Here is a 25,537-nt window from a genome sequence, read left to right on the forward strand (position 1 = left end):
AATCGCTAACTTTTGTTACTCACACGACAATCCCCGAGACCCCGATGCATCGCCTGATTCCCCTGTTTTTGAGCCTCATCTTTTTACTCTGCGGCAATGTCGTGCAAGCGGCCGTGGGGACCGCCGCCAGCGGTTCCGGCAAGCGCATCGCCCTGGTGATCGGCAACGCTGCCTATCCGCAACCCTTGCTGAACCCCGTGAACGATGCACGCGCCATGGCCGACCTCTTGCGCCGCCTGGGCTTTGAAGTGCTGTTGCGCACGGACATCAATGCGGCGCAGCTGCAAAAGGCCTCGGCCGAGTTTTCCACGCAGGCGCGCGGCGCCGATATCGCCCTCGTGTTTTACGCGGGCCACGGCGCGCAGGCGGGCGAAGCCAATTATGTGCTGCCGCTGGGCGCGAACATGAATGCGCTCAGTGCGGCCGCCATTGCCGCGCAGGGCGTGTCCGTTTCCAGCCTGGCGGGCGACTTGCAGCGCACGGGCGCGCGCGGCGCCGTGCTGATCCTTGACGCTTGCCGCCAGGAATATACGCGCGGCGGCGCCGCAGTGGTTCCCGGCGGCGGCAATGCGGCCAGCCATGGCTTTGCCGACACGCAAGCGCCACGCGGCGTGGTGATCGCCTATTCAGCCGGTCCCGGTGCCCTGGCGCGCGATTTCTGGTCGCCTGATTCGCGCAACAGTCCCTATACGAGCGCCCTGCTCGACGCGCTCGACGCACCGGGCCTGTCCATGGGCGACGTATTTTCGCAAGTGGCGGCACGGGTCGCCGCCATGACGCACGACGTGCAAAAGCCCCGCGTGTCGTTTGGCGAAACGTCGGCACGGCTGGTACTGAACATGGGCAGCGGCAAGGGCGTCAGCCCGCCGGCGCCGGGCGTACTGGCATCGGGCAACAACGGCATGCGGGCGCCTGCCCCGACGGTGGAGAAGCCTGCCGCATCCGGTGCCAAGGTGTGGCCAGGCAACGTGCTGCAAGACATCAACTATGAAATCCGCATGCAGATCGCGGCCCGTCCGTTTCCCCGCCAGCAACTGGAAAAGCGCGCGCGCGGCGGGGACCTGGTGGCGCTGACGGCCCTCGGCTATGGCATCGGCGGCGGCGACGCGGGCATCAAACAGCCGAAGGCGGGCATGCAGTGGCTGGAAAAAGCCGCCGCGAAAGACTTTCCCATCGCCCAGACCTATCTGGCGGAATTGCTGATGGTCAAAGGTGACCCAGCCTCGCTGAAACGGGCGGGCGTGCTGCTGGACGCCGCCTCGCAGGCCGGCTACACGGCCGCGCACGCGTATAAATTCGACCTGGCGCGGCGCACGGGCGCGCCGCCGCAGGATGCTGCCCGGCATTTGCAGGACGCCTTCATGGGCTTGATGAAGGATTACCAGGGCGCCGCCAAGGACCTGATGCAGCCGCCGAAAAAATAATTCCAAATAATTTTGGATTTCCCTGAACTGCCCCCGTTATCCGTGGGTACATGCAATACAGCATGACAGTGACCAGGGAAATCCCATGCAACCATCCAGCCCAGCAGCAATCACCACCGGCCAACGGGGCCGCATCCTCGCCTACCAACCGAGCGGACAAGGTTCCGTCAGCGTGGCCGGCATTCAACATGCCTTCGACGTGGCCACGCATTGGCGTTCGGACGTGGCGCCCGCCATCAATGCCGTCGTCGACGTGCGCTTCGATGACGCAGGCGGCCTCGCCACCGTCAGCGCCGTGGCAACGCAGCAACTGGCGCAGGAAGAGATGGCCGGCGCGGCGAAACTGGCGCGCGACAAGGGCCAGCAGCTGTGGGGCCAGGCCGTGTCCGCCCTGGGCATCAAGGTGCTGGCCAGCCTGGGTATCTTGATCGCCGGCGCCTTTGTCTTCAACACCATCGGCATCCGCCTGTTCGCCTCCGTTTCGCGCACCTATTGGCAGCTGCTGGGCCTGTCCGCCGACAGCCTGGAAAGCTTTGCCCGCGATGGCGGCGGCGGTTTTACCTCGGCACAATTCTTCTTCCTGCTGGCCATTGCCGCCTGCTGCGCCACCATGGCCAGCAGCCACCCGAAAGCGGCGCTGGGCAAGTGCGCGCCGCTGCTGTTCGTCGTCATCCACAGCAGCTTGCTGTTCCTCAAGATCAAGGGCGCCGTCAGCGACGCGGGCAACGCCATGGGCGGCATCATGGGCTCGCGCGCGGCACGCATGGCAGAGCAGATGGCCAGCGAAATGCTGGGGCAGGTCTGGCAGGGACTCTCGTTCGGCATCGGCTTTTACCTGGTGCTGGCCGCCAGCATTGTTCTGGCCGCTTACGGTTATGGCGAATACAAACGCAAAACCGTCGGCTAAGTCACCTCTTACACACCCATACTGAAGGAAATACCATGAACCGCACTTTCCCCTCCCTGCTCGCCATCACCGTGCTCCTGTCCGCCTGCGGCAAGACGGATAACGCCACACCAGCCGCTTCTGCCCCCGTCGCCGCGAATGTCGCGGACCTGGCCGCCAAGGCGCAGGTAAAAGCGGCCGCCGCCAGCCTGCCGCAAGCGGACGCCGCCACGCCAAGCGCCAGCTATGTCGACATCACCAGCGGCAACCAGTTGATGTACAGCTACATCGCCCTGTCCGGCGTGCCGCCCGACTATGCGGCCGTGGCGCAGCGCATCTCGCGCGAATATGCGGGCAGCAACGATGCCTTCCGCAAGCAGGAAGTGCTCGATGCCCTGAAACCGCAGATCGACGCCAAGGTCAGCGAAGCGAAAACCAGGCGCTACCTGCGCTACCAGATCAATGGCCAGGGCGCGCTGTCGCCGTACGCCATGGACAAGGCCGCCTTCCCCGCCAAGTTCGCCGAAGCGGGCACGTATTACTACATGTACGACAACGGCGACTACAAGCTGGCGTTCACGAATGGCGACGGTTATTCGCTGCTGAAGGTGGGCCAGGAGGCGGCGCGCAAGATCGAGGCGGCGCGCAGCGGCTACAAGGACTTCGCCATCGTCGTGTACGCCTACGCCCAGGAAGCGGACATGGCCAGCCATCAGGTCAAGGCGCAGATCGTCAAGGTGGCGATCAAGCTGAACGGGGAAGAAATTCCCGTCAGCCAGGCGCAGTAGAACGGGCTCGGTTACACTGTTCGCCACATTGCATCGGGATAGCGACATGGGCGAACAGACACTGGCGGAACAACATCTGGCAAACGGGCAACGGCTGCAGCAGGCGGGCAAGCTGATCGAGGCGATCAACGCCTACCAGGCCGCCCATAAACTGAACCCGGCCCTGGCCGAAGCACAGCATTTCCAGGGCCTGGCGATGCTGGAGCTGGGCCAGGGCGCCATCGGCCTGGGCCTGTTAAAACTGTCGCTCAAGCAACAGCCCGATAATGCCCTGTTCCACTACAACCTCGGTAATGTGTTGCGCGGCACGGACAACGAGGCGGCGCTGGCCAGCTACGCCACGGCGGCGCGGCTGGCGCCGCACGAACACGATTTCGCCATCAGCCATGCCGAATTGCTGATGGGCAAACAGCAGCTGGCGGACACCATCGCCGAGCTGGAACGGGCCCATGCCTTGCGTCCGCAGCGCTGGCAAACCCTGCAGGGACTGGCCGAGCTGTACTACCGCACGGGACAGCAGGAACTGGCGCTGGCCCGCTACGCGCAAGGCCTGGCGCTGCATCCTGCGCTGGCGCAAACGTGCTGCATCGGCTTTGCCAGTCCGCAAGCGGAACAGGCAGAGACATTGACGCCGCTCAATGTCGCTGACACCCTGCACGATTTTATCCGCGAAACAGATTTGCACATCCTCGACGATTTCCTGCCCGACCCGGCCGCCTGGCGCGCGCAGGCGCTGGCTCTGCCGTTCGAGCAGCAGCGCTATGCGGGACAAAACTATCCGGGCAGCCAGACGGCGGGCCAGCCCAGTCAAGCCATCATGGAGCGCATCGCCACGGCACTGGGCCGCCCCATCCGTTTCATTTCGCCCGACAATGGCTCGTACCGCCTCAGCTATGCGGACGCGATGGCGCGCACGGATATCCACGTGGACAATGAGACGGGCAACAATTTCAATTTCTATGCAGGCGTGCTGTATCTGAACCCGCCCGAGCAATGCCAGGGCGGCACCACCTTCTGGCGCCACCAGCCCAGCGGCTGGTACCGGCGATTACCCGAGGCGGACGTGAAAGCGGGCGGCTATGCCAGCTTCAAGGATTTCCAGAAGCGCTGGCTGCCGAACAGTAAAGTACAGAAATTCAACGACTTGCAGGAACAGCGCGACAGTTGGCAAGCGCTGCTGGAAGTGCCCATGCGCCACAATCGCCTGATCGTGTACAAGGGCCATTACTTTCACTCGATCAGCAATGTGTTTGGCGACACGCCGGAAAATGGCAGACTGGTGCAGCTGTTTTTCTTTGAGGTGCCCGATTAGGCATGCTGCGCGGGTATTGTCGGATTACGCCCTGCGGGCTAATCCGACCTACCTGTCTTTTTTGAAGTGCCCGATTAATTGGCGGTAAAAATCCCCGAAGTTGGTGACGGCGCCGAAGAAAATGTTCAGGGCTAGGCGCCGTGCCGCAGGCAGTACGAATGTACGACAAGGCACGGCAACAACGCCATGGACGTTTTATTGGGTGATCGTCAATACATGTCCGCAGCGGTCGCCCGCACAGCTTTGAGCAGCATATCCGCCCCCGGCGACAGCAAATGATCCTGCTGGCGGATGATGCCGAACGCATCCATCTTGCACGGCAATTCGATGGGCAAAATGCTCAGCACGTTCAACGATTCATAGTAATGCGCCACTTCCGTCGGCATCACGTGCAGCGAGTCCGTTTGCTGCAGCAAGGACGTAATCAGCAGCAAAGCCGTCGTGTCGACCACGTCGACAGGCGGCTCCTGCCCCGCGCGGCGGAACATCATGTCGAAGCGGTGGCGCAGGATGCTGCCTTGCGGCGGCAAGATCCACGGCTGGCCCGCCAGGTCTTTCAATTGCAGATTCTTGCGCGACAGCAGCGGATGGCCATTGCGCGCCACGGCGCTGGCCGGCTCTTCCGTCAATTCCTCGTAGATGAGGCCGGCGCTGCTTTCCTTTTCCAGGATGCGCCCGATCATGAAGTCCAGGGTGCCGTGCTGCAGCATGTCCATCAGGGTATTGCTGTGCTCCAGGTGCACGCCGATGCGCATCAGCGGCGCCTGCTGCTTGATGCGGGCGATCGCGCGCGGCAGCAAGGCCATGGCCGGCGTCATGATGACGCCCACTTCCACCTGGCCCGTCAAGCCCGACTTCAGGGCGACGATGTCGTCATGCGCCAGCGACAGGCTCGTCAGGGCCATGCGCGCGTGGCGTATCATCGTCTCGCCGTAGATGGTCGGCTCCATGCCGCGCGGCAACCTGTCGAACAGGCGCACGTCCAGCATCTCTTCCAGGTCCTTGATTTGCTTGGACGCCGCCGGCTGCGTCATGTGCAATTCTTCCGCCGCGCGGTGGATGTTGCGCTGCTCGTCAAGGGCGATCAACAGCAGCAATTGCCGCGTCTTCAGGCGGGCTCGCAAGAACCAGTTGGGGTTGAGGGTATCCATGAATAAATCATATCATGATCGATATCGGTTCTAACTCAATATCGATGTTATAGATATCGGTGTGTCTCCTTTTTGTGCGTAGTCAACGAGCGTTCAGGATGCCTTGCAGGCGGCGCTGGGATTGGCGGCCGGACCGGCCGTTTGATGGATGAATTCGATGGTGCCGTCCGGCTTGTATTTCAGCTCTTCCACGGCCACGGAGCGCCGGTATTCTCCACCGCCGGGCAACTTGTCGTTGTGATAGAAGATGTAGGACTTGCCGTTGAATTCGATGATGGCCTGGTGAATGGTTTTCACGACGGCATTCTTGTCCATGATGGTGCCGCGGAAATGCCAGGGACCTGTCGGCGTCGGTCCTGTCGAGTACGCCGTTTCTTCCGGGAAATTGCGCGAGTACGACAAGTAATACGTGCCCGCATGCTTGTGCATGTAGGCCGCTTCCGTAAACGCATCCATGCCGAAGGTCAGGATCGGGCCGTCCAGCTCCGTCATGTTCGCTTTCAGCTTGGCGTATTTCAAGACCGTGTTGCCCCAGTAAATATAGGCCTGGCCGTCCGTATCGATGAAGACGGCTGGATCGATGTCGTCCCAGGGAATGGCCGTCTGCTTCGTCATGTCGTTCGTGATCAGGGCGCTGCCGCGCGCATCGACGAACGGCCCGGTCGGGCTGTCGGACACGGCTACGCCGATGGCCTTGCCGGGGATGGTCTTGTGGTCGACGGTCGAATAAAAATAGTATTTGTTGCCGCGCTTGACGATGTCGCCGGCCCAGGCATCCTTGCCGGCCCACGCGAAGGTCGAGTAACGCACGGGCGAGCCGTGGTCCGTCCAGTTCGCCATGTCGCACGAGGAATACACGCGCCACTCGTTCATGCGGTAATCCGTATCCGTGGCGCTCGCTTCATCGTGGCCGACGTACAGGTACACCCTGCCATTGTCGACCAGCGCGGCCGGGTCGCCCGTGTAGATATTTTTCACGATGGGGTTGGCCGCCTGCACGCCGAATGGGGCGCAGGCGAGCGCCGCCGCCATGCCGATGGCTGCGGCAAGTGTGTGTTGCTTGAACATCAGATTAACTCCCGTTGGTATTTTTCTGGCCCATGGCCATCAATCTTTGCACGACGCAAAAGACAAACAGCAGGCCGCCGATGACGATCTTGGTCCACCACGAGCTGAGCGTGCCGTCGAAGGCGATCAGGGTCTGGATGGTGCCCAGCACCAGCACGCCCGACAGCGCGCCCGCCACGTAGCCGTAGCCGCCGCTGAGCAGGGTACCGCCGATGACAACGGCGGCAATCGCGTCCAGTTCCGTGCCTTGCGCATGCAATCCATAGCCGGACAGCATGTAGAACGAAAACAGCACGCCGCCGAGCGAGGCGCAGAAACCGCTGAAGGCATAGATCAGCACCTTGGTGCGGCAGACAGGCAGCCCCATCATCAAGGCCGATTGTTCATTGCCGCCGATCGCATACACGGCGCGGCCGAACGGCGTGGCGTGCGCCAGCCAGATGGCCAGCAGCAAAGTGACCACGGCGATCACCACGCCCGGCGAGACAAAACCACCAAGAAATTGCAACTGCGTCTGCGACATGGCCACGAACAGCGGATCATCGATGGTGATGGAGTTGATGCTGATCAAGTAGCACAGCCCGCGCGCCAGAAACATGCCGGCCAGGGTGACGATGAACGGCTGCAATTTGAAATAATGGATCAGCGCGCCCATGCTGGCGCCAAATACGGTGCCCAGCGCCAGCACGGTGACGATCACCAGGAGCGGCGGCCAGTGCGCCACGTTGAGCAGCCAGGCGGCGATCATGGTCGACAGGGCCAGCACGGAACCGACGGACAGATCGATGCCGCCGGACACGATGACGAAGGTCATGCCAACGGCGATCACCAGCAAAAAGGCGTTATCGATCAATAAGTTAAAAATGACCTGCGTCGACAGCAGGCCCGGGTAGGCGGCGCCGCCCAGGCCCAGCATCACCACCAGCAGCAAGACCGTGACGAGCGAGGTGAAATACGGGGTGTGCAGCAAGCCCTTCATGCTTTTCTCCGATGCAGCAATTGCTTGAATTCCGACGATTGCGACAGGCAGACGAGGAAGACGACGACCGACTTGACCACCATGTTGACTTCCGGCGGCACGCCCAGCGAATAGATGGTGTAGGTCAGGGTCTGGATGATGAGCGCGCCGATCATGCTGCCGACTAAGCTGAACTTGCCGCCAGCCAGGGACGTACCGCCCAGGGTCACTGCCAGGATGGCGTCCAGTTCCAGCATCAGGCCCGCATTGTTCGCGTCGGCGCTCTTGATGTTCGAGCTGATCATCAGGCCCGACAGCCCCGCACAGGCGGCGCAAAACACGTAGACGAAGAAGATCAGGGTCGCCGTCTTGATGCCGGCCAGGCGCGCGGCGACGGGATTGATGCCGACGGCCTGGATGAACAGGCCCAAGGCCGTCTTGCGCATCAGCACGGCCGTGATGAGGAACACGGCAGCGACGAGGAACAGGGAAAACGGCAAGCCGAACAGGTAACCGCTGCCGATGAAAAAGAAGGGCTGGTAGTAGACGGTGACGATCTGCCCATCCGTGAGCAATTGCGCCAGGCCGCGCCCCGCCACCATCAGGATCAGGGTGGCGACGATGGGCTGCAAACCGAGGCCCGCCACCAGCACGCCATTCCAGGCGCCGCACAGCAAGGCCGCGCCCAGGGCGGCGGCCAGGGCCCAGCCCATGGGAATGTTGCTCACGTAGGTCGGCACGCCATTTTCCATCACCATGGTGCCGCCGATCAGCATGGCGGCCACGGTGCCGGACAGGGCCACGACGGCGCCCACGGAAATATCGATGCCGCGCGTGGCGATCACCAGGGTCATGCCCAAGGCCGCCAGCATCAGCGGTGCGGCGCGGTTGACGATGTCGATCACGCTGCCGTACAGGTGACCGTCGCGAATTTCCAGATGGAAAAAGCCGGGGATGGCGAAGAAGTCGACCAGCAGCAGCAAGAACAGCGCGGCCAGGGGCCGGCTCAGGGGGTGATGCAAGACACTCTGCAACATGGAAGCATTCGTAAGGGAAGCCGCACGCGCCAGCGGCGCGCTCGATGGCGTGGATAAACTCATGTGGCGTCTCCGGCGATCACTTGCAGCACGGAACTGTCGTCCAGCTCGCCGCGCGCATAGTCGCCGCAGGCCTTGCGGTCGCGCATGACGACGATGCGGTCGCTGCAGCGCAGCACTTCCGGCAGCTCCGACGAGATGAACAGGATGGCCATGCCCTTGCGGCACAGCTTGCTTACATAGCTCATGATTTCCTGCTTGGCGCGCACGTCGATGCCGCGCGTCGGTTCATCGAGAATCAGCATGGCGGGCGACGTCACCAGCCAGCGCGCCAGCAAGGCTTTCTGCTGATTGCCGCCGGACAGGCTGCCGATGGGGGTTTCGATGCTGGCCGTCTTGATGCCGAGCGCCTTCACATATTCGTCGGCCAGCGCCTGCTGGCGTTTGAACGGGATGGCGCGCAGCAAGCCCGTGCGGGCCTGCAAGGCCAGGATGATGTTTTCGCGCACGGACAGCGACAAAATCGCGCCCTCATGCTTGCGGTCTTCCGAGCAAAAGCCGATGTCCCGGGCAATCGCATCGCGCGGCACGCTGAAGTGGCGTGGCTGGCCCTGCATCGTGATCGTGCCGGAATCGGCCTTGTCGGCGCCAAACAGCAGGCGCGCCAGTTCCGTGCGGCCCGAACCGAGCAAGCCGGCCAGGCCCAGCAATTCACCCTGGCGGATGTGGAAATCCATGGGCAGCAAGGCGCCCTTGCGGCCCAGTCCCCGTGCTTCGAGCACGGTGGGACCAAAGCTGGCGGCGCCGGCTTCTTGCGCCAGATCAAGCTCTTGCATCACGGTGTCGGCCGCCACGCCGATCATCTTGTTCACCAGCGCCAGGCGCGACAGCTCACTGCACGCGTACTCTCCCTCGCGCTCGCCATTGCGCATGACGGTGATGCGGTCGGAAATGGCATACGTCTGGTCCAGAAAGTGCGTGACGAACAGGATCGCCATGCCCTGCTCGCGCAGGCGGCGCAGCACGGAGAACAGCAGATTGACTTCCGCCTCGTCCAGGCTGGACGTGGGTTCATCGAGGATCAGCACGCGGGCCGAAATGTTCAGCGCGCGCGAAATGGCCACCATTTGCTGGATGGCCAGCGGAAAGCTGGACAGTTGCGCCGTGACATCGATATCGATCTGCAATTGCTGCAGCAAGGCACGCGCCTGTTGCTGCATGCCACGCCAGTCGATAGCGCCAAAGCGGCGCGGATAGCGGCCGATAAAGATATTTTCCGCCACCGACAGGTTCGGGCACAGATTGACTTCCTGGTACACGGTGCTGATGCCCAGTCCCTGGGCATCCGAGGTGGACGCGGGCGCAATGGGCTTGCCATCGAGCAAAATCTGGCCGCTGTCGGGCGTGTAGACGCCCGTCAACACCTTGATCAGGGTCGATTTCCCGGCACCATTTTGCCCCATCAAGGTGTGCACTTCACCCGGATACAGGCGCAGGGCTACGTCGCTGAGGGCTTTGACGCCGGGAAAGGACTTGCTGATGCCGCGCAACTCCAGCAAGGGAGCTGGCGCGGCATTGTGTTTCACTTGCGTCTTCATCATGCGGCAAGCTTAGTACTTACGGTTCGGGAATTCCTTGGCGGCCACCTCGGCAGGGAACACGCCTTCCACCGTCGTGATACGCGCTGGCACGGGCTTGCCGGCCACCACATCGCGGGCGATGGACATCAGTTGCGGACCCAGCAGCGGGCTGCACTCGACGGTGACATTCAGCTTGCCGGCGATCATGGCCTCGAACGCGCCTTTGACGCCATCGATCGAGATGATGATGATGTCCTTGCCCGGTTTCATGCCCGCTTCTTCGATGGCCTGGATGGCGCCAATGGCCATGTCGTCATTGTGCGCGTACAGCACGTTGATCTTCTTGCCTTCGGCCTTCAGGAAGGCTTCCATCACTTCCTTTCCCTTGGCGCGCGTAAAGTCGCCCGTTTGCGAACGGATGATCTTCATCTTCGGATTCTTGCCCACCACTTCCAGGAAGCCCGCCTTGCGGTCGATGGCCGGGGCGGAGCCCACCGTGCCTTGCAGCTCGACGATGTTCAGGGTGGCGTCCGGGGTTTTCTTGGCATGCTCGAGCAGCCATTGGCCGGCACGGCGGCCCTCTTCCACGAAGTCGGAACCGATGAAGGTCACGTACAGCGATTTGTCGGCCACGTTGACGGCGCGGTCCGTCAGGATGACGGGAATCTTGGCAGCCTTGGCTTCGCGCAAGACGGTATCCCAGCCCGATTCAACGACCGGCGAGAAGGCGATGACGTCGACCTTTTGCGCGATGAACGAGCGCAGCGCCTTGACCTGGTTTTCCTGCTTTTGCTGGGCATCGGCAAATTTCAGGGTAACGCCATCTTTCTTGGCGGCATCCTTGATGGAGACGGTATTGGCGGTGCGCCATTCGCTTTCGGCGCCCACCTGCGAAAAGCCCATGACGAGGGGCTTGGCGGCGAAAGCGGAAGAAGTAGCGGACAGTGCGAGCAGCATGGCGCTGGCGAGGAGTGTGCGGCGTGTCAATTTCATTCTTGTCTCCAGTTTTTTTTGGAATACCATCACAGCCGGATGCCGGATGGGCGGTTTTTTATGAACCCATGGTAGGAGAAAGCAACATAGCCATCCAATCAATTCTTTTTCGCTTGCGATACCGATTTACGTATCGGTATCGCAAGCAGAGTCCCTCTTCCCTCAGCGCAGCAGGCGCAGTCCGTACAGGCCGCCCGCCACGGAATCCTTGCCAGCGACAAATTTCACGCGCAATTTACCCTTGGCGGCCGCTACCAAGGCCGCAGGCACGGCAATATCGACCGTATGCAGCTCTTGCGGCGCATCGGCCGCCACGGCGACCGTCTCGACCTTGATGCCGTTGATCAGGACGTCAAAGACGCGGCCCGCATCCAGGGTGGACAGGGTCAGGCGCAATCGCTTCGCTTCGGCTTGCGGGTCGCTCAGTTCATAGCTGAACCAGCCTGTCGCATGGCGCCAGTGCCTGCCCTTGTTGACGCCGTTTTCTCCCCCTTCCGCCTGGAAGCCGTGGTCGGACTCGGGCTGTTGCTGCCCGGGCGCCACTTGGTCGATGGTTTGCGCATCGAGCGCCAGGCGCTGCGCTTCGGCTTGCCCGGTGGTTTCCTGCAGCTGCGCCATCCTGGCCGGCGTGGACACGGGCCAGTACAGCATGTAGCGAGAGTCATGCAGGCGGAAGAACGGGATCAGTTTTATCTTCGCCGCATCCTTGCCCTGGATCAACCCGGGCGCCGTAAACGTCAGCGGCTGTCCCTTCACGGGACGGATTCTCCGCATGAAATCCTTCTCATCGCTGACGAACAGGGGCGACGATTCCAACGGACACACTTGCCCCTGGGCGATATGGCCCATGCGCGAGTCGTCGGCAAAGTAATTCAGGGCTTCATTGGCGAACGGCTGCGTCCTGGCGGCCAGCACGATGGGGCCATGCAGCACGGCATAGTAATTCGACTGGTCCGGCATCTGTTCCAGGCGCGTGGTCATGGGTAGAGTGACATCGACGGTGTCGCCGGACTTCCAGGCGCGCGTGATGGTCACATAGTCGCCCGGCACGCCAGCGACGCGCATGGGCTTGCCATTGAGCTTCAGGCGCAGCTTGCCCTTGGCTACCCACTGCGGGTAGCGGATCTTCATGCTGAAGGTCTTATTGCCCTGCACGGTAATGCGCGTCGTGTCCTGGTCCGGAAACTGCGTGCTCTGGATAATCTTCACGCCCTGCTCTTTCCAGTCCAGCGTGGACGCCATGAACAGGTTCACGTACAGGGCGTCGCCTTCGTGCGCGTAGATGAACTCGCCATACTTGGCCTGGCTTTCGATACCGGACCCCACGCAGCACCACATGCCCTTGTCCACTTGCGAATACACGCGGTAGTGGTTCGGGCGCATGGGCGTGAAATACACGAAGCCGCCCGTGCCCGGGCGCTGCGACGACAGGATATGGTTGTACAGGGCGCGCTCGTAGTAATCCGCGTAGCGCACCTGCTCATCGCGGCGGAACAGCTGCTCCGTGAGCTTGAGCATATTGTAGGTATTGCACGTTTCCGGCCCTTCGATCTCTTCCACCATAGCGGAAAAATCGTGCTCGTCGTGGAAATGCTCCTTGACGCTATTGCCGCCGATGGCCACCGTGCGCTTGTCGTGCACGGTTTGCCAAAAGAATGTCGCCGCCTGCTGCCAGTCGCGCCGGCCCGTCAGCGCGCCGATGCGCTCGAAGCCGATCACCTTCGGGATCTGCGTATTCGCATGCAGGCCCGTCAGCTTGTCCTGCTGCGCCGCCAGCGGCTGCAAGATCGCCTGGTGCGAAAAGCGCACGGCCAGGTCCATGTAGCGCTGCTCGCCCGTCATCGCGTAGACGTCGGCCAGTACTTCGTTCATGCCGCCATGTTCGGCGCGCAGCATGGCTTGCATCTGCGCATCGGTAAGCGAGGCCGACAAATTCACGGCCCAGTCCGACAAGGCGATCAGCATGGCCTTCGCTTCAAGATGGCCGGCGTGCTGGTAGGCGTCGCGCAAGCCGGCAAACACCTTGTGCAGGTTGTACCACGGCACCCAACGACCATTGACGGAGAAGGTATCGGCCTGCAACTCACCCTTGGCAATGGCTTGCCAGGCCACATTGCCATCGGGGATGCCACCCAGGTAGCCGTTGCCATTGGCGTCCTGGCATTTCTTCAATTCCACCAGCATGTAGTCGAGGCGTTCGCGCGCCTGCGCGTCGCCCGTCGATGCCACCATCAGCGCCAGCGCGGACAGGTAATGCCCGCCCATGTGGCCGTCCAGCCCTGTCGATTCCCAGTTGCCATAGCTGGACTGCACCTGCGGCAAGCCCGCCTCGCGGCGAAACGGCGCCAGCAATTTGTCCGGATCGAACGCCAGCAGATAGTGCAAGTCCGTCGTTTGCGCATCGAGAAACGGTCCCGCTTTCAAGCGCACGGACGAGAGGGGAAACAGCTCGGCTGCCTGTGCCGCAGGCGCGAGCAGGCCGCCAGCGGCCAGCGCCAGCGTCAACAAGGTCTTTTGCATGGGCGCCCTCAGGGTTTGGCGGCCGGCAGTTGGCGGCTTTGATAGCGGTTCAAGTCGCGCGCATCGACCTGCGGCCAGCCATCCTTGTCCCACGTCATGGGCAGGATCTTGAGCTTCTGCAAGTAATTGTCCGCCGTCTCATACGCGTGCAGCACCAGGTAATCCTTGCCATCGAAGGTGTAGGCGCTGTTGTGGCCCAGGCCCTTCCAGTCCTTGTCGCCTTGCAGCACCACCGTGCCGCCGCCCTGCGCCATGTCACGGCCATCCCTGTCCAGGTAGGGACCCGTCACGCTAGTCGAGCGGCCCACGGCCAGGTGGTAGGTACTTTTTTCCTTCTGGCAGCACAAGCCCCACGAGACGAACAGGAAGTAATCGCTGCCGCGCTGGAAGATGAACGGCGCTTCGATTTCCTCCGGTGCGGGCTTGAATTCGCCGGCCCTTGGCGGCAAGGGCACGCGTCGCGCCAGGGAATGCCACTCTTGCGGTTCCGCAATACGGGTCCAGTCGGGCGTCAGTTTCACCAGCTTGATGCCGTTCCAGAACGAGCCGAACGACATCCATGGCGTGCCCTTGGCATCGGTGATGATGTTCGAGTCGATGGCGTTCCACTCGTCGCGCTCGGGCACGGATTGCAGCAGCATGCCCTGGTCCACCCAGCGGTAGTCGGGCGAACGGGGATTCAAGGTGGTGTTGACGGTCACGCCGATGCCGGACGTGTTCTTGCCGAAGCCGGACACCGAGTAATACAGGTAATATTTTCCGTCATGGAATTGTACGTCGGGCGCCCAGATATGGTCGTCAAACGATGGAGCGGCTGTTTTTGCCCACGTGGGCTGGCCCGCAAAGACGCGCCCTTCGGGCTGCCAGTCGACCATGTTTTTCGAACTGTAAAAGGTGATGCCGGGACCCGTGCTGTACAGATAATACGTGTCGCCTTCTTTGGCCATCACGGGGTCGTGCACGCTGACCTGGTCCGCGTGCGCGGCAGCCATGATCGCCAGGGTGCCCAGAATGGCAGCCATGCCGCGGGTCAATGTATGCATCGTCTACTCCGATATGAATGGGCCGGCCCATCATGCGGGCCGGCCGGATGAATGACAAGGGGTGAAGACTATTCGACAGCCACCACCACGACGGCCTTGGCGGGCACCGATACGGTCAGCTTGCCGCCTTGCGCCTTGGCATTGAACGCCACCGGTTGTACGGCTTGCGGTTGCGCAAAGCTGTTGACGGCATCCATCTTGCCTGCGGTCAGCACGCGGCCCGCCACGCTGGACACTTGCTTGCCGGCCAGCGCCACGCTCACGTCGACAGCCTTGTGCGGGTTGGTATTCACCAAGGACAAGTACACCTTGCCATCCTTGGCGCGCGCGGCCGAGGCGCTGACTTCCGGAATGCTGACCTTGCCCAGGCTGTACTTGCCATTGCCATTGATGGCGACCGGTAACGATGTGGCATCCTGGAACGGCACGTACATTTCAAACGCGTGATACGTGGGCGTGAGGAAATATTTATCCTTGTCCGTGATGATCATCGCCTGCAGCACGTTGACCATTTGCGCGATATTCGTCATGCGCACGCGGTCTGCATGGGCGTGGAAAATATTGAAGTTCAGGGCGGCGACGAGCGCATCGCGCAAGCTGTTTTGCTGGAACAAGAAACCCGTGTTGGTGCCCGGCTCCACGTCGTACCAGGTGCCCCATTCATCGACGTACAAACCCGTCTTTTTCGATGGATCGTTCTTGTCGATGGCGGCGATATTGTTCTTGATCAAGCTATCGATGCGCAGGGTACGGCTCAGGGTGGAAATCCACTCATTTTCGCCAAAGCCCGTGGCGGCGCCCTTCTTTTCCCACACGCCGGTCGGCACCGTGTAGTAGTGGAAACTGATGGCGTCCATCATGTTCGGCTTGATTTCGCGGCTCAGGGTGCTGGACCAGCTGATGTCGTCGTCATTGCCGCCGCTGGCGATGAATTTCGGGCGCGCGCTTTCCGGCGTCTTCATGAAGGTGTGATAGTGCTTGTACAGGTCGGCGTAGTATTGCGGGCGCATATTGCCGCCGCAACCCCAGGCTTCATTGCCGATGCCAAAGTAATCGACTTTATACGGCTGGGCGCGGCCATTCTTGCGGCGCAGCTCGGCCAGGGTGGACTTGCTGTCCGACGTCATGTATTCGAGCCATTCGGACATTTCCTGCGGCGTGCCGGAACCGAGGTTGCCGTTGATGTAGGTTTGCGCGCCCAGGAGCTCGGCCAGGTCGAAGAATTCGTGCGTGCCGACGGCGTTCGATTCTTCCACGCCGCCCCAGTTGGTATTGACCTTGGTCGGGCGCTGGGCGCGCCCGCCGATGCCGTCCTTCCAGTGATATTCATCAGCAAAGCAGCCGCCCGGCCAGCGGACCAGGGGCACGTGTAACTGTTTCAGCGCGCCCAGCACGTCATTGCGCCAGCCCTTGGTGTTCGGAATCGGCGAGTCCGGGCCTACCCACATGCCTTCGTAGATACCGGTACCCAGGTGCTCGGCGAACTGGCCGTACACGTTCTTGTTGATCACGGAACCGGGCTTGGCCACGTCGATGGTGACGCTGACGGGCGCGGCAAAGGCGCTGCCGGCGACCAGGCTCAAGGCCGCGATGCTGGTATTGATGAATTTCATGCTGTCTCCTGTTTTTAAGTGAAAAGCAAGGGCCGGAATCAAGCCGGCAATGGATGTGGCGATGCCTCTCCTGCTACGGAGTGGGAGGCATACACGAATGGGGTAAGGCGGGAAGGCCCGCGGCCGACAAAACGTTCAGGGCTAGGCGCCTTGCCGAAGACAGTACGAACGTACGGCTAGGCAAGGCAACAACGCCCTGGACGTTTTGTCAAACCCAGCCGGCGTCGACGATGAATTCCTGGGACGAGCACATCGCGCCGTCATCGGAAGCGAGGAACAGCACCATGGCGGCGATGTCCTGCGGCATCAGCTTGCTTGGCAAGCATTGGCTTTTCTTGATTTCCACTTCGGCCGCCTCGTCGACCCACAGGTCGATCTGGCGCTGCGTCATGACCCAGCCCGGCGTGACCGTGTTGACGCGGATATTGTGGGCGCCATAATCGCGCGCCAGGCCCCGCGTGAGGCCCACGACGGCCGCCTTGGTGGTGGCATACACGGGGTAGCCACCCGACTTCATGTGCCAGGAAATCGAGCTGACGTTGATGATGGAACCGCCGCCCTGGCGCTTCATGCCTTCGAAGACGGCCTGGCACGTGAAGAACATGGGACGTTGATTGATCGCAATACGCTCGTTCCAGTATTCCAGGGTCACGTCCTGCGCCTGGTGGCGCTGGTCGTTGGCGGCATTGTTGACGAGGATATCGAAGTCGCCCAGCTCGCCTGCCAGTTCGGCCATGACGGCTTGCAACGATGGAATATCCGTGATGTCGCAATGGCGGAACAAGGGTGCCGTCCAGCCCGCTTCGGCCAGGCGGCGGCACAGGGCCTCGCTCGCTTCCACGGCGATATCGACAAACGCCACCAGCGCGCCCTGGGCGGCAAATTCCGCCACCAGGGATTCGCCGATGCCGCTGCCGCCGCCCGTGATGAACACGCGCTTGCCCTGCAAGCTGCCATATTTCGCCAATTGCTTCATCTTGTCTCCACCTGTTTATTTTTTATGTACAACGCGCAACACAAGCCGGCGCGGCAAGGCCCGTTGGCCCCGCCGCGCAGCAGGTTTTAGTCCTTGCCCAGCACGCCATCGTGACGGCGCCAGATCCCCAGCGGATTATCATCGCGCAGCGACTCCGGCAGCAAGTCCTGCAGCAGGTTCTGGTACGACACGGGACGCAGGAAGCGGTTGATGGCTGCCGTGCCGACCGAGGTGCTGCGGCCATCGGAGGTGGCCGGGAACGGGCCGCCGTGCACCATGGCCGTCGACACTTCCACGCCGGTGGGGAAACCGTTGGCCAGGATGCGGCCCACGCGGCGTTCCAGCACAGGCAGCAGGCGGCGCGCATTGTCCAGGTCGCCCGCATCCATCTGCAGGGTGGCCGTCAGCTGGCCTTCCAGGCTTTCCGTGATCGCCAGCAACTGTTGCATGTCGCGGCAAGCCACCAGCAGGGAGGCGGGGCCGAAGACTTCGTCGCGCAAGTCGTGCTTGGCCAAAAACGCTTCGCCCGAAGTGACGAACAGGGCGGCGGCGCCCTTGCCTTCGTCGCCCGTATTTTGCACCAGCGGCGTCACATCGGCGTGCTGCGCCAGGGCGGCGACGCCCTTGGCATAGCTGCTGGCAATACCAGCCGTCAACATGGTGGCGGCAGGCGCCGGTGCCAGCGCTTCGGCGGCAGCGGCGGCAAAGGCCGTAAAGTCGGCGCCTTCCAGGCCCAGCACGAGGCCGGGATTGGTGCAGAACTGGCCCACACCCATGGTCAGCGAGGCGGCAAAACCGCTGGCGATTGCCGCGCCGCGGGCGGCCAAGGCTTGCGGCAGCACAAACACGGGGTTGATGCTGCTCATTTCTGCATACACGGGTATCGGTTGCGCACGTTCCGCCGCCACCTTCATCAGGGCGATGCCGCCCGAACGCGAACCCGTAAAGCCGACGGCCTGGATGGCCGGATGGGCCACCAACGCCTGGCCGATGCCATTGCCCGTTCCCGTCAGCAAGGCAAACACGCCGGCCGGCAGCTTGCAGATGGCAATCGCTTTCACGATGGCGCGCGACACCAGCTCCGACGTGCCAGGGTGGGCCGAGTGGGCTTTCAGCACGACGGGGCAGCCGGCAGCCAGGGCCGAGGCCGTATCGCCACCGGCCACGGAAAAGGCCAGCGGGAAGTTACTGGCCGCAAACACGGCGACGGGGCCCAGGCCGATCATGCGCAAGCGCAAGTCAGGACGCGGCGGCACGCGGTCAGGCAGCGGGCTGTCGATGCGCGCATCCGTCCACGAGCCTTCACGCAGCAAGCCGGCGAACAGTTTCAGCTGACCGACCGTGCGGCCACGTTCGCCTTCCAGGCGCGCGCGCGGCAAGCCGCTTTCCGTCATGGCGCGCACGATCAGGTCGTCGCCCAGTTCGCCGATTTGCGCGGCAATGGTGTCGAGGAAATCGGCGCGTTCCGCATCCGTGGTAGCGCGGAATGGGTCGAACGCGGCTTGCGCCAGGCGGCAGGCTGCGTCGATTTGCGCTACGTCAACCATGTGGAAGGCAGGCGCGATGTGCGCGCGCGCGGCCGGATCCCAGGCTTGGAAGGAGCCGCCATTACCCTGGACGGCAACGCCGCCGATCAATGCATCACCGGTGATATTGAAACTCATAATGTGCTCACTTTCGCAAATTCGGTTGGGAAGACGTCGAGGCGGTTGCGCAAGGCGGGGCCAAAGGCCGGCGCTTCGATTTCAAAGGTTTCGCCCGGCGCCACGCTCACGCCATCGGCAAAGCTCAGGGTGGCCGTACCGAAGAAATGCACATGCACGTCGCCGGGGCGCTTGAACAGCGGATACTTGAAGTGGTGGTGTTCCAGGTTGGCAATCGTGTGCGACATATTCTCTTCGCCGCTGACAAACGCCTTCTCCCAGCGCACATTGCCAGCCGCATCGAGCACGCGCGAGGCGCCGGCGATGTGCGCGGGCAATTCGCCCACCAGCAGGGCCGGCCCGACGCTGCAGGCACGCAGTTTCGAGTGGGCCAGGTACAGATAGTTCTGGCGTTCCGTGATGTGGTCCGAGAATTCATTGCCGATGGCGTAGCCGACGCGGTAGGGCTGGCCATCGTCGCCGATCACGTACAGGCCAGCGATTTCCGGCTCTTCGCCGCCATCGAGGGCAAAGTCCGGCATGCGCAGCGGCTGGCCGCCCGCGCGCACGATGGAGCCGTCGCCTTTGTAGAACCATTCCGGCTGGGCGCCGGCCGTGCCGTCAGTCGGCTTGCCGCCTTCCACGCCCAGGCGGAACATTTTCATGGAGTCGCTCAGGGACTCCGCATCGCCGCCGATCTTCTTGTGCATGGCGTCGCGCGCGCCGGCGCTGCCCAGGTGGGTCAGGCCCGTGCCCGTCACGTAGCAGTGCGCCTCGTCCGCGTGGTCCAGCGGCGGCAGCACACGGCCGCCGGCGGCCACGTCGGCATAGGAATGCGTGGTGTTGCCGACGGTAGCATTGACCAGTTCCGCCAGGTTAACCTTCTTGCGGATGGCGTCTTGCGCCAGCGCATAGGTCGTGTTGTAGCCTTCGATAACGCGGATCTGGTCGTCTTGCAGCAGGCCGACCAGGCGGCCGCCATGTTCATTCGTAAATTGCAGCAACAGCATGGGATTCTCCGCTTAGTGTGAGTGGCGCGGCACGGCGGAACCGCGATTGCCGACCAGGAAGTCGAAATCGCAGCCTTCATCGGCCTGCAACACGTGTTCGATGTACAGCTGCTGGTAGCCGCTCTTCGGCCCGGGCGCGCTGCCCAGTTCGCGGGCCGCCAGGCGCTCGGCGATTTCCGCGTCGCTGATGTCGATATTCAGGCTGCCGTTGTGGCAATCGAGGGCGATCATGTCGCCATCGCGCACGATACCCAGCGGGCCGCCCGCCATCGCTTCCGGCGCCACGTGCAAGACGACGGTGCCGTAGGCGGTACCGCTCATGCGCGCATCCGAGATGCGCACCATGTCGGTGATGCCTTGCGCCAGCAGTTTCGGCGGCAAGCCCATGTTGCCCACTTCAGCCATGCCCGGATAGCCTTTCGGACCGCAGTTCTTCATCACCAGCACGGAGTTCGCATCCACATCCAGATCCGGATCAACGATACGGGCCTTGTAATGCTCGAAATCTTCGAACACGACAGCCTTGCCGCGGTGCTGCATCAGGTGCGGCGAAGCGGCCGACGGTTTCAGCACGGCGCCGCGTGGCGCCAGGTTGCCGCGCAGCACACAGATGCCGCCATCGGCCAGCAGCGGGTTGTCCAAGGTGCGCACCACTTCATCGTTGTAGATCGGCGCTTCGACGCAGTTGTCCCACAGCGACTTGCCGTTGACGGTCAGCGCATTCTTGTGCGGCAGCAAGTCGCCCTCGCCCAGGCGGCGTATCACGGCCGGCAAGCCGCCCGCATAGTAAAACTCTTCCATCAGGAAACGGCCCGACGGCAGCAGGTCGACGATGGTCGGCGTGCCGCGGCCTACCTTGGTCCAGTCTTCCAGCTCCAGCGGCACGCCGATGCGGCCGGCAATCGCTTTCAAATGGATCACGGCATTGGTGGAGCCGCCGATGGCGGCGTTGACCTTGATGGCGTTTTCAAACGCTTCGCGCGTCAGCACTTTCGACAGGCGCAGGTCTTCGTGCACCATTTCAACGATGCGGATGCCCGACATATGCGCCAGCACGTAGCGGCGCGAATCGACGGCAGGGATGGCCGCGTTGTGCGGCAGCGACGTGCCCAGCGCTTCGGCCATGCTGGCCATGGTCGAGGCCGTACCCATGGTGTTGCAGGTACCGGCCGAGCGCGACATGCCCGATTCGGCCGACATGAACTGGTGCAAGGTGATGGAACCGGCCTTCATCTGCTCGTGCAGCTGCCACACGGCCGTACCGGAACCGATATCCTTGCCATTGAGCTTGCCGTTCAGCATGGGGCCGCCGCTGACGACGATGGTGGGGATGTCGACGCTGGCCGCGCCCATCAGCAGCGCTGGCGTGGTCTTGTCGCAGCCGACCAGCAGCACGACGGCGTCCATCGGATTACCGCGAATCGATTCTTCCACATCCATCGAGGCCAGGTTGCGCGTCAGCATGGCCGTCGGGCGCAAATTCGATTCGCCATTCGAGAAGACAGGGAATTCCACCGGGAAACCGCCCGCTTCCAGGATGCCGCGCTTGACGTGTTCGGCCAACTGGCGGAAATGGGCGTTGCAGGGTGTCAGTTCGGACCAGGTATTGCAGATGCCGATGATCGGCTTGCCGTGAAACTCGTGGTCAGGTATGCCCTGGTTTTTCATCCAGCTGCGGTACATGAAGCCGTTCTTGTCCTGCGAGCCGAACCACTCGGCAGAGCGCAGGGCAACCTTCTTTTTTGTCTCAGACATGCCATTCTCCTGGTTGTGCCATGCCGGATCTAATGTCGTCGGCCCGGGCAGCGATGTTGGAATACTAAAGAATCCTGCCATGCCTTTCCAATCAATTTTTAATGCGTTCCGATATCGAAAACGGTATCGGCATGCTCCAATGAAAACGCCCTGCGCGCACGTGGCGGCAGGGCGCAGGCTGTTTTGGCCGGGGTGCTTACTCGGCGGAAAAGCGATACACGGTTTGCGTCCGATACTCCTGACCCGGCCGCAAAATGGTACTGGGGAAGTGGGACTGGTTCGGCGAATCCGGGAAATGCTGGGTTTCCAGGCATAGCGCGCTGCGATAGCTGTTGGCGCGCAGCTTGCCGGGCTGGCTGCCGTCGAGGAAATTGCCCGAATAAAACTGGACACCGGGCTCCTGCGTGTACACCTGCATCACCCTGCCCGATTGCGGATCGCGCACGGTGGCGGCCAGCTTCAGCCCTTGCTCCGCCTGTTGATTGAGCACGAAGTTATGGTCATAGCCACGGCCGATGCCCAGCTGCTCATGCGGCAGGGCGATGCTGTCGCCGATGATGGTGCTCTGGCGCAAATCGAACGGCGTGCCGGCCACGTCCGCCAGTTCGCCCGTGGGGATCGACCCCGCGTCCACGGGCAGGTAGCGGTCCGCGTTGATGGACAGCGCGTGGCCGAGGATATCGCCCTGCCCCGCCAGATTGAAATAGCTGTGGTTGGTCAAGTTGACGGGCGTGGCTTGGTCCGTGACGGCATGGTAGCGCAGGCTCAGCGCATTGTCGTTGTCCAGTTCGTACACGACGGTGACGTCCAGCTTGCCCGGATAGCCGTCTTCGCCGTGCGGGCTGCTGCGCGTGAACGTGACACCAACCACATCATCCTTGGTGAACGGCTCGGCCTGCCACATGACCTGGTGAAAGCCCTGATTGCCACCATGCAAGTGGTTTGGCGCATTGTTGACGGCCAGCTGGTAATCCTTGCCGTCGAGGCTGAAACGCCCCTGCGCGATGCGGTTGCCGAAGCGGCCGATGACGGCGCCTAGGAAAGCGCTGTTGTGCAGATACGGTTCGATGCGCTCGAAACCGAGTACCACGTCGGCAAAGCTGCCGTCGCGGTCCGGCACGTGGATTTCGCTGATGATGGCGCCAAAGTCGAGCACCTTGACTTGCATGCCCTGGCGGTTCGTCAGGGTAAATACGCTGACGTGCTGGCCATCGGGCAGGATGCCGAACGGCGCTTGCGTCACTGAAACAGAATCAACTGGGGTCATGGCGTCGGGTCCGTAACGTTACAGGGTCGATGAGCGGCCAAACACGGGCATGCCTTGCGCATCCCAGCGCAGCGGTTTGACAAACGTGTGGCGATCCGGATTCCACAGAGGGTCGCCGACGATTTCCGTGTAGGTGCGGGCATGGTACACCAGCAATACGCCGTCGCCGTCGTCGGCCGTCGTGAAACTGTTGTGACCGGGACCGTAGATGCCGTGCTCATAGCAGGTGGCAAACACGGGCTCGGGCGACTTGCTCCATGAAAACGGGTCAAGCAAGTCGGCGGACGCGTCGGCCCACAGCAGCCCCATCGCGTAGTTTTCATCGGTGGCGCTGGCCGAATAGCTGATGAAAATCTTGCCGTTGCGCTTCAGCACGGACGGTCCCTCGTTGACCCAGAAGCCGCGGATTTCCCAGTCGAATTCCGGTTTGCTCAGCATCACGGGCGGGCCGGCCAGCTGCCACGGCGTGGCCATCGGCGCGATGTACAGGTTGGAATTGCCCTCGATGGCGACATCTTTCTGCGCCCACAGGTAATACAGCACGCCGTCGTGCTCGAACGTGGTGGCGTCCAGGCAAAAGGTGTCGATGCCCGTGTCGATCTGCCCCATGAATTCCCACTCGCCTTCGAGCGGATTGGCGTTGGTATTGCGGATCGCATACATGCGGTGCTGAAACAATTTATGTTTGATCTCGCGGCTCGGCGCGGCAGCGAAATACACATGCCAGGCGCCCTGGTTGAAGTGCAGTTCCGGCGCCCACACCAGTTCGCTGTACGGCCCCGTTTCCGGCTTGTGCCACACGTCGACAGTCTGCGCGTCCGCCAGGCCCGCGATGCTGTCGGCGCGGCGCAGCTCGATGCGGTCGTACTGGGGCACGGAGGCCGTAAAGTAATAATAGCCGTCGCTGTGGCGATAGATATGCGGGTCAGCGCGCTGTTCGATCAGCGGTTTCAGTACTTCAACCATAAGCACTCCAAATCATTTCATTAGATAAAATTAGTTTGCCTTACAACACCTGAGAAAACCGTAGCGAGCGGAAGGGAGAGGTGGCTAAGAAGCGCAACCGTACTCTAGTACGGTGAGCATCGCAGGCCGCCTATACCGACGCGCAGTAGGTTAGCTCAGGTGTCCTCATGCGGCGACGTAGCCACGCTTGTGCATTTCGGTTTTCACGCCCGTGTAATAGCTGTCGCTGATGCGGTACTTGAACATCAGCAAGCCCATCAGCAAGTGGAAAAAGCCGGGGATGATCGACAGCATCAGGGCGATGCCGTTCAGGGCGAATTGCGTTTGCTCATGGTTGGGCTGGTAGTCGAAATACGCGAGCAGCACGCCCACCAGGCCGCCCGCCACCGCCATGCCCGCCTTCTGGCAGACGGAAATGCCGCCAAAGGCGAAGCCGGAGACGCGCTTGCCCGTCTTGACTTGGCCGTAATCAATGGTTTCCGCAATGGCCGACCAGAACACGGGCGCATGCAAGTCCACCACGAAGGACAGCAGGAAATACAGGGCGAAGGCCAGCACGGTGTCGCTCGGTTTGACGAAGAAATAGATCGCCAGGCTGATCAGCGCGACGCCGATCTGCGTGTAGCGGAACAGTTTCACCTTGCAATAGAACTTGGTGATCCAGGTCGAAGCGATCATGGCCAGGATGGCGGCCACCACGCCCGTCGTGAGGAAGGCGGCCACCGTTTCCGTGCTGCCGCCCAGATAGTATTTCGCGTAATAAATGGCGACGGAACCGCGCACCACATAGCCGATGGTGCCCGTGACGCACACGCCGCACAGCACCAGCCACTGATCGTTCTGCAGCAGCACTTTCAATTGCTCGAGCAGCGATTGCTTTTCCACCACGTGCACGACCCGCTCGGTGGTGGAGAAATAGCAGAACAGGAACAGAGCCACGCCCATGACGGCCATCACAGCCATGGCCGCCTGGTAGCCGACGGCCGGGTTGCCGCCGCCCCAGCGCTGCGACAATACAGGCACGACGATGGTCACCATGAAGGCGCCGATCTTGGCAAAGAACAGACGGTAGCCGTTGGCCGACAGGCGGTCCTGCGGGTCGCTGGTCAGGCCGCTGATCAGGGAAATATACGGGATGCCCACGCCGGCCGTCATGATGGTCATCAGGATATACGTGGAATATGCCCAGATCAGCTTGGCGTCATACTGCCATTCGGGCGTGCTGAAGACAAAGAAGACGCTGACGCCATACGGCACGGCCAGCCACAGCAGGTACGGCCGGTAGCGGCCCGAGGCAAAGCTGTAGCGGTCGGTGATCTGGCCCATGACCAGGTCGGCGATGGCGCCGATGACTTTCACGGCCACGAACAGCAGGGCCAGGTCGGTGGTTTTCAAGCCATAGATATCGGTATAGAAAAAGGTGATGATCAACATCATCGACGAGATGACGACATTGAGCGCCATGTCGCCGGCGCCGAAGCCGACCTTTTCAACGGTGGATAATTTTTGCGTCTCCATGCTTTCCGTCCATTCTTTTTATGATGAAT

At 62.1% G+C, this 25,537-nt stretch carries 20 protein-coding genes; 4 read left to right on the top strand and 16 right to left on the bottom strand.

All coding sequences use genetic code 11. The features are described from left to right. Nucleotides 1-44: 44 nt before the first annotated feature. The 4 genes from IGS58_RS23500 (at nt 45) to IGS58_RS23515 (ending at nt 4,410) form a co-directional block, all read left to right on the top strand. Nucleotides 45-1,424 carry a caspase family protein gene (locus tag IGS58_RS23500; protein WP_230522839.1) on the top strand — a complete coding sequence of 460 codons (1,380 nt, stop codon included), beginning with the start codon at nt 45-47 and terminating at the stop codon, nt 1,422-1,424. An 85-nt stretch (nt 1,425-1,509) separates the two neighbouring features. Continuing rightward, nucleotides 1,510-2,331, top strand: a complete 822-nt coding sequence (locus IGS58_RS23505; protein WP_230522840.1) for a hypothetical protein — start codon at nt 1,510-1,512, stop codon at nt 2,329-2,331. 35 nt (nt 2,332-2,366) lie between these two features. Beyond that, nucleotides 2,367-3,098, top strand: a complete 732-nt coding sequence (locus IGS58_RS23510) for a hypothetical protein (protein ID WP_230522841.1) — start codon at nt 2,367-2,369, stop codon at nt 3,096-3,098. A gap of 46 nt (nt 3,099-3,144) precedes the next feature. Continuing rightward, nucleotides 3,145-4,410, top strand: coding sequence for a DUF6445 family protein (locus IGS58_RS23515; protein ID WP_034783677.1), 1,266 nt, complete (start codon nt 3,145-3,147; stop codon nt 4,408-4,410). 209 nt (nt 4,411-4,619) lie between these two features. Here IGS58_RS23515 and IGS58_RS23520 read toward each other — a convergent pair whose 3' ends face one another. The 16 genes from IGS58_RS23520 to IGS58_RS23595 form a co-directional block, all read right to left on the bottom strand. Then, on the bottom strand, nt 4,620-5,561 hold the full coding sequence (locus tag IGS58_RS23520; protein ID WP_034752932.1) for a LysR family transcriptional regulator: 942 nt from the start codon (nt 5,559-5,561) through the stop codon (nt 4,620-4,622). 93 nt (nt 5,562-5,654) lie between these two features. Then, nucleotides 5,655-6,629 carry a glycoside hydrolase family 43 protein gene (locus IGS58_RS23525; RefSeq protein ID WP_070258461.1) on the bottom strand — a complete coding sequence of 325 codons (975 nt, stop codon included), beginning with the start codon at nt 6,627-6,629 and terminating at the stop codon, nt 5,655-5,657. A 4-nt stretch (nt 6,630-6,633) separates the two neighbouring features. Next, nucleotides 6,634-7,608, bottom strand: a complete 975-nt coding sequence (gene yjfF, locus IGS58_RS23530) for a galactofuranose ABC transporter, permease protein YjfF (RefSeq protein ID WP_230522842.1) — start codon at nt 7,606-7,608, stop codon at nt 6,634-6,636. Then, nucleotides 7,605-8,687: an ABC transporter permease gene (locus tag IGS58_RS23535; protein ID WP_070258457.1), complete on the bottom strand. Its 1,083-nt coding sequence runs from the start codon at nt 8,685-8,687 to the stop codon at nt 7,605-7,607. Before IGS58_RS23535 ends, yjfF begins: the two co-directional genes overlap by 4 nt. Next, a complete protein-coding gene (locus IGS58_RS23540; RefSeq protein WP_230522843.1) occupies nt 8,684-10,225 on the bottom strand; it encodes a sugar ABC transporter ATP-binding protein in 1,542 nt (513 codons plus the stop codon). The genes IGS58_RS23535 and IGS58_RS23540 overlap by 4 nt, the downstream gene beginning before the upstream one ends. Before the next feature lie 9 nt (nt 10,226-10,234). Beyond that, a complete protein-coding gene (locus tag IGS58_RS23545; protein WP_034783686.1) occupies nt 10,235-11,197 on the bottom strand; it encodes an ABC transporter substrate-binding protein in 963 nt (320 codons plus the stop codon). Nucleotides 11,198-11,359: 162 nt separating this feature from the next. Continuing rightward, nucleotides 11,360-13,717 (bottom strand): glycoside hydrolase family 127 protein, encoded by a 2,358-nt coding sequence (locus tag IGS58_RS23550; protein ID WP_230522844.1) that lies wholly within the window; start codon nt 13,715-13,717, stop codon nt 11,360-11,362. A gap of 8 nt (nt 13,718-13,725) precedes the next feature. Continuing rightward, nucleotides 13,726-14,760 (bottom strand): arabinan endo-1,5-alpha-L-arabinosidase, encoded by a 1,035-nt coding sequence (locus IGS58_RS23555; protein ID WP_230522845.1) that lies wholly within the window; start codon nt 14,758-14,760, stop codon nt 13,726-13,728. A gap of 68 nt (nt 14,761-14,828) precedes the next feature. After that, nucleotides 14,829-16,373, bottom strand: a complete 1,545-nt coding sequence (locus tag IGS58_RS23560; protein ID WP_230522846.1) for an alpha-N-arabinofuranosidase — start codon at nt 16,371-16,373, stop codon at nt 14,829-14,831. 208 nt (nt 16,374-16,581) lie between these two features. Then, on the bottom strand, nt 16,582-17,349 hold the full coding sequence (locus IGS58_RS23565) for an SDR family NAD(P)-dependent oxidoreductase (RefSeq protein WP_230522847.1): 768 nt from the start codon (nt 17,347-17,349) through the stop codon (nt 16,582-16,584). An 86-nt stretch (nt 17,350-17,435) separates the two neighbouring features. After that, complete coding sequence (locus tag IGS58_RS23570) at nt 17,436-19,013, bottom strand: aldehyde dehydrogenase (NADP(+)) (protein WP_230522848.1); 1,578 nt, start codon at nt 19,011-19,013, stop codon at nt 17,436-17,438. Further along, nucleotides 19,010-20,002 (bottom strand): AraD1 family protein, encoded by a 993-nt coding sequence (gene araD1, locus IGS58_RS23575; RefSeq protein WP_070279987.1) that lies wholly within the window; start codon nt 20,000-20,002, stop codon nt 19,010-19,012. The genes IGS58_RS23570 and araD1 overlap by 4 nt, the downstream gene beginning before the upstream one ends. Nucleotides 20,003-20,014: 12 nt before the next feature. Next, complete coding sequence (locus IGS58_RS23580; protein WP_034752921.1) at nt 20,015-21,757, bottom strand: IlvD/Edd family dehydratase; 1,743 nt, start codon at nt 21,755-21,757, stop codon at nt 20,015-20,017. A 196-nt stretch (nt 21,758-21,953) separates the two neighbouring features. Continuing rightward, the gene (locus tag IGS58_RS23585) at nt 21,954-23,024 is read right to left on the bottom strand and encodes an aldose epimerase family protein (protein ID WP_230522849.1); all 1,071 of its coding nucleotides are present in this window, start codon (nt 23,022-23,024) and stop codon (nt 21,954-21,956) included. Between the two features lie 18 nt (nt 23,025-23,042). After that, nucleotides 23,043-23,990, bottom strand: coding sequence for a glycoside hydrolase family 43 protein (locus tag IGS58_RS23590; protein ID WP_230522850.1), 948 nt, complete (start codon nt 23,988-23,990; stop codon nt 23,043-23,045). A 165-nt stretch (nt 23,991-24,155) separates the two neighbouring features. Further along, complete coding sequence (locus tag IGS58_RS23595; protein WP_230522851.1) at nt 24,156-25,508, bottom strand: MFS transporter; 1,353 nt, start codon at nt 25,506-25,508, stop codon at nt 24,156-24,158. Between the last annotated feature and the right edge of the window lie 29 nt (nt 25,509-25,537).

Source organism: Janthinobacterium sp. EB271-G4-7A (assembly GCF_020858075.1).
GTDB classification, from domain to species: domain Bacteria; phylum Pseudomonadota; class Gammaproteobacteria; order Burkholderiales; family Burkholderiaceae_D; genus Janthinobacterium; species Janthinobacterium lividum.

What these genes read in the sequence shown, in the direction of transcription:
- IGS58_RS23540 (WP_230522843.1), bottom strand. Translation starts at nt 10,225, where the DNA reads ATGATGAAGACGCAAGTGAAACACAATGCCGCGCCAGCTCCCTTGCTG.
- IGS58_RS23560 (WP_230522846.1), bottom strand. Translation starts at nt 16,373, where the DNA reads ATGAAATTCATCAATACCAGCATCGCGGCCTTGAGCCTGGTCGCCGGC.
- IGS58_RS23525 (WP_070258461.1), bottom strand. Translation starts at nt 6,629, where the DNA reads ATGTTCAAGCAACACACACTTGCCGCAGCCATCGGCATGGCGGCGGCG.
- IGS58_RS23565 (WP_230522847.1), bottom strand. Translation starts at nt 17,349, where the DNA reads ATGAAGCAATTGGCGAAATATGGCAGCTTGCAGGGCAAGCGCGTGTTC.
- IGS58_RS23590 (WP_230522850.1), bottom strand. Translation starts at nt 23,990, where the DNA reads ATGGTTGAAGTACTGAAACCGCTGATCGAACAGCGCGCTGACCCGCAT.
- IGS58_RS23580 (WP_034752921.1), bottom strand. Translation starts at nt 21,757, where the DNA reads ATGTCTGAGACAAAAAAGAAGGTTGCCCTGCGCTCTGCCGAGTGGTTC.
- IGS58_RS23550 (WP_230522844.1), bottom strand. Translation starts at nt 13,717, where the DNA reads ATGCAAAAGACCTTGTTGACGCTGGCGCTGGCCGCTGGCGGCCTGCTC.
- IGS58_RS23505 (WP_230522840.1), top strand. Translation starts at nt 1,510, where the DNA reads ATGCAACCATCCAGCCCAGCAGCAATCACCACCGGCCAACGGGGCCGC.
- IGS58_RS23535 (WP_070258457.1), bottom strand. Translation starts at nt 8,687, where the DNA reads ATGAGTTTATCCACGCCATCGAGCGCGCCGCTGGCGCGTGCGGCTTCC.
- IGS58_RS23510 (WP_230522841.1), top strand. Translation starts at nt 2,367, where the DNA reads ATGAACCGCACTTTCCCCTCCCTGCTCGCCATCACCGTGCTCCTGTCC.
- IGS58_RS23555 (WP_230522845.1), bottom strand. Translation starts at nt 14,760, where the DNA reads ATGCATACATTGACCCGCGGCATGGCTGCCATTCTGGGCACCCTGGCG.
- IGS58_RS23595 (WP_230522851.1), bottom strand. Translation starts at nt 25,508, where the DNA reads ATGGAGACGCAAAAATTATCCACCGTTGAAAAGGTCGGCTTCGGCGCC.
- IGS58_RS23545 (WP_034783686.1), bottom strand. Translation starts at nt 11,197, where the DNA reads ATGAAATTGACACGCCGCACACTCCTCGCCAGCGCCATGCTGCTCGCA.
- araD1 (WP_070279987.1), bottom strand. Translation starts at nt 20,002, where the DNA reads ATGCTGTTGCTGCAATTTACGAATGAACATGGCGGCCGCCTGGTCGGC.
- IGS58_RS23570 (WP_230522848.1), bottom strand. Translation starts at nt 19,013, where the DNA reads ATGAGTTTCAATATCACCGGTGATGCATTGATCGGCGGCGTTGCCGTC.
- IGS58_RS23500 (WP_230522839.1), top strand. Translation starts at nt 45, where the DNA reads ATGCATCGCCTGATTCCCCTGTTTTTGAGCCTCATCTTTTTACTCTGC.
- IGS58_RS23515 (WP_034783677.1), top strand. Translation starts at nt 3,145, where the DNA reads ATGGGCGAACAGACACTGGCGGAACAACATCTGGCAAACGGGCAACGG.
- yjfF (WP_230522842.1), bottom strand. Translation starts at nt 7,608, where the DNA reads ATGAAGGGCTTGCTGCACACCCCGTATTTCACCTCGCTCGTCACGGTC.
- IGS58_RS23585 (WP_230522849.1), bottom strand. Translation starts at nt 23,024, where the DNA reads ATGACCCCAGTTGATTCTGTTTCAGTGACGCAAGCGCCGTTCGGCATC.
- IGS58_RS23520 (WP_034752932.1), bottom strand. Translation starts at nt 5,561, where the DNA reads ATGGATACCCTCAACCCCAACTGGTTCTTGCGAGCCCGCCTGAAGACG.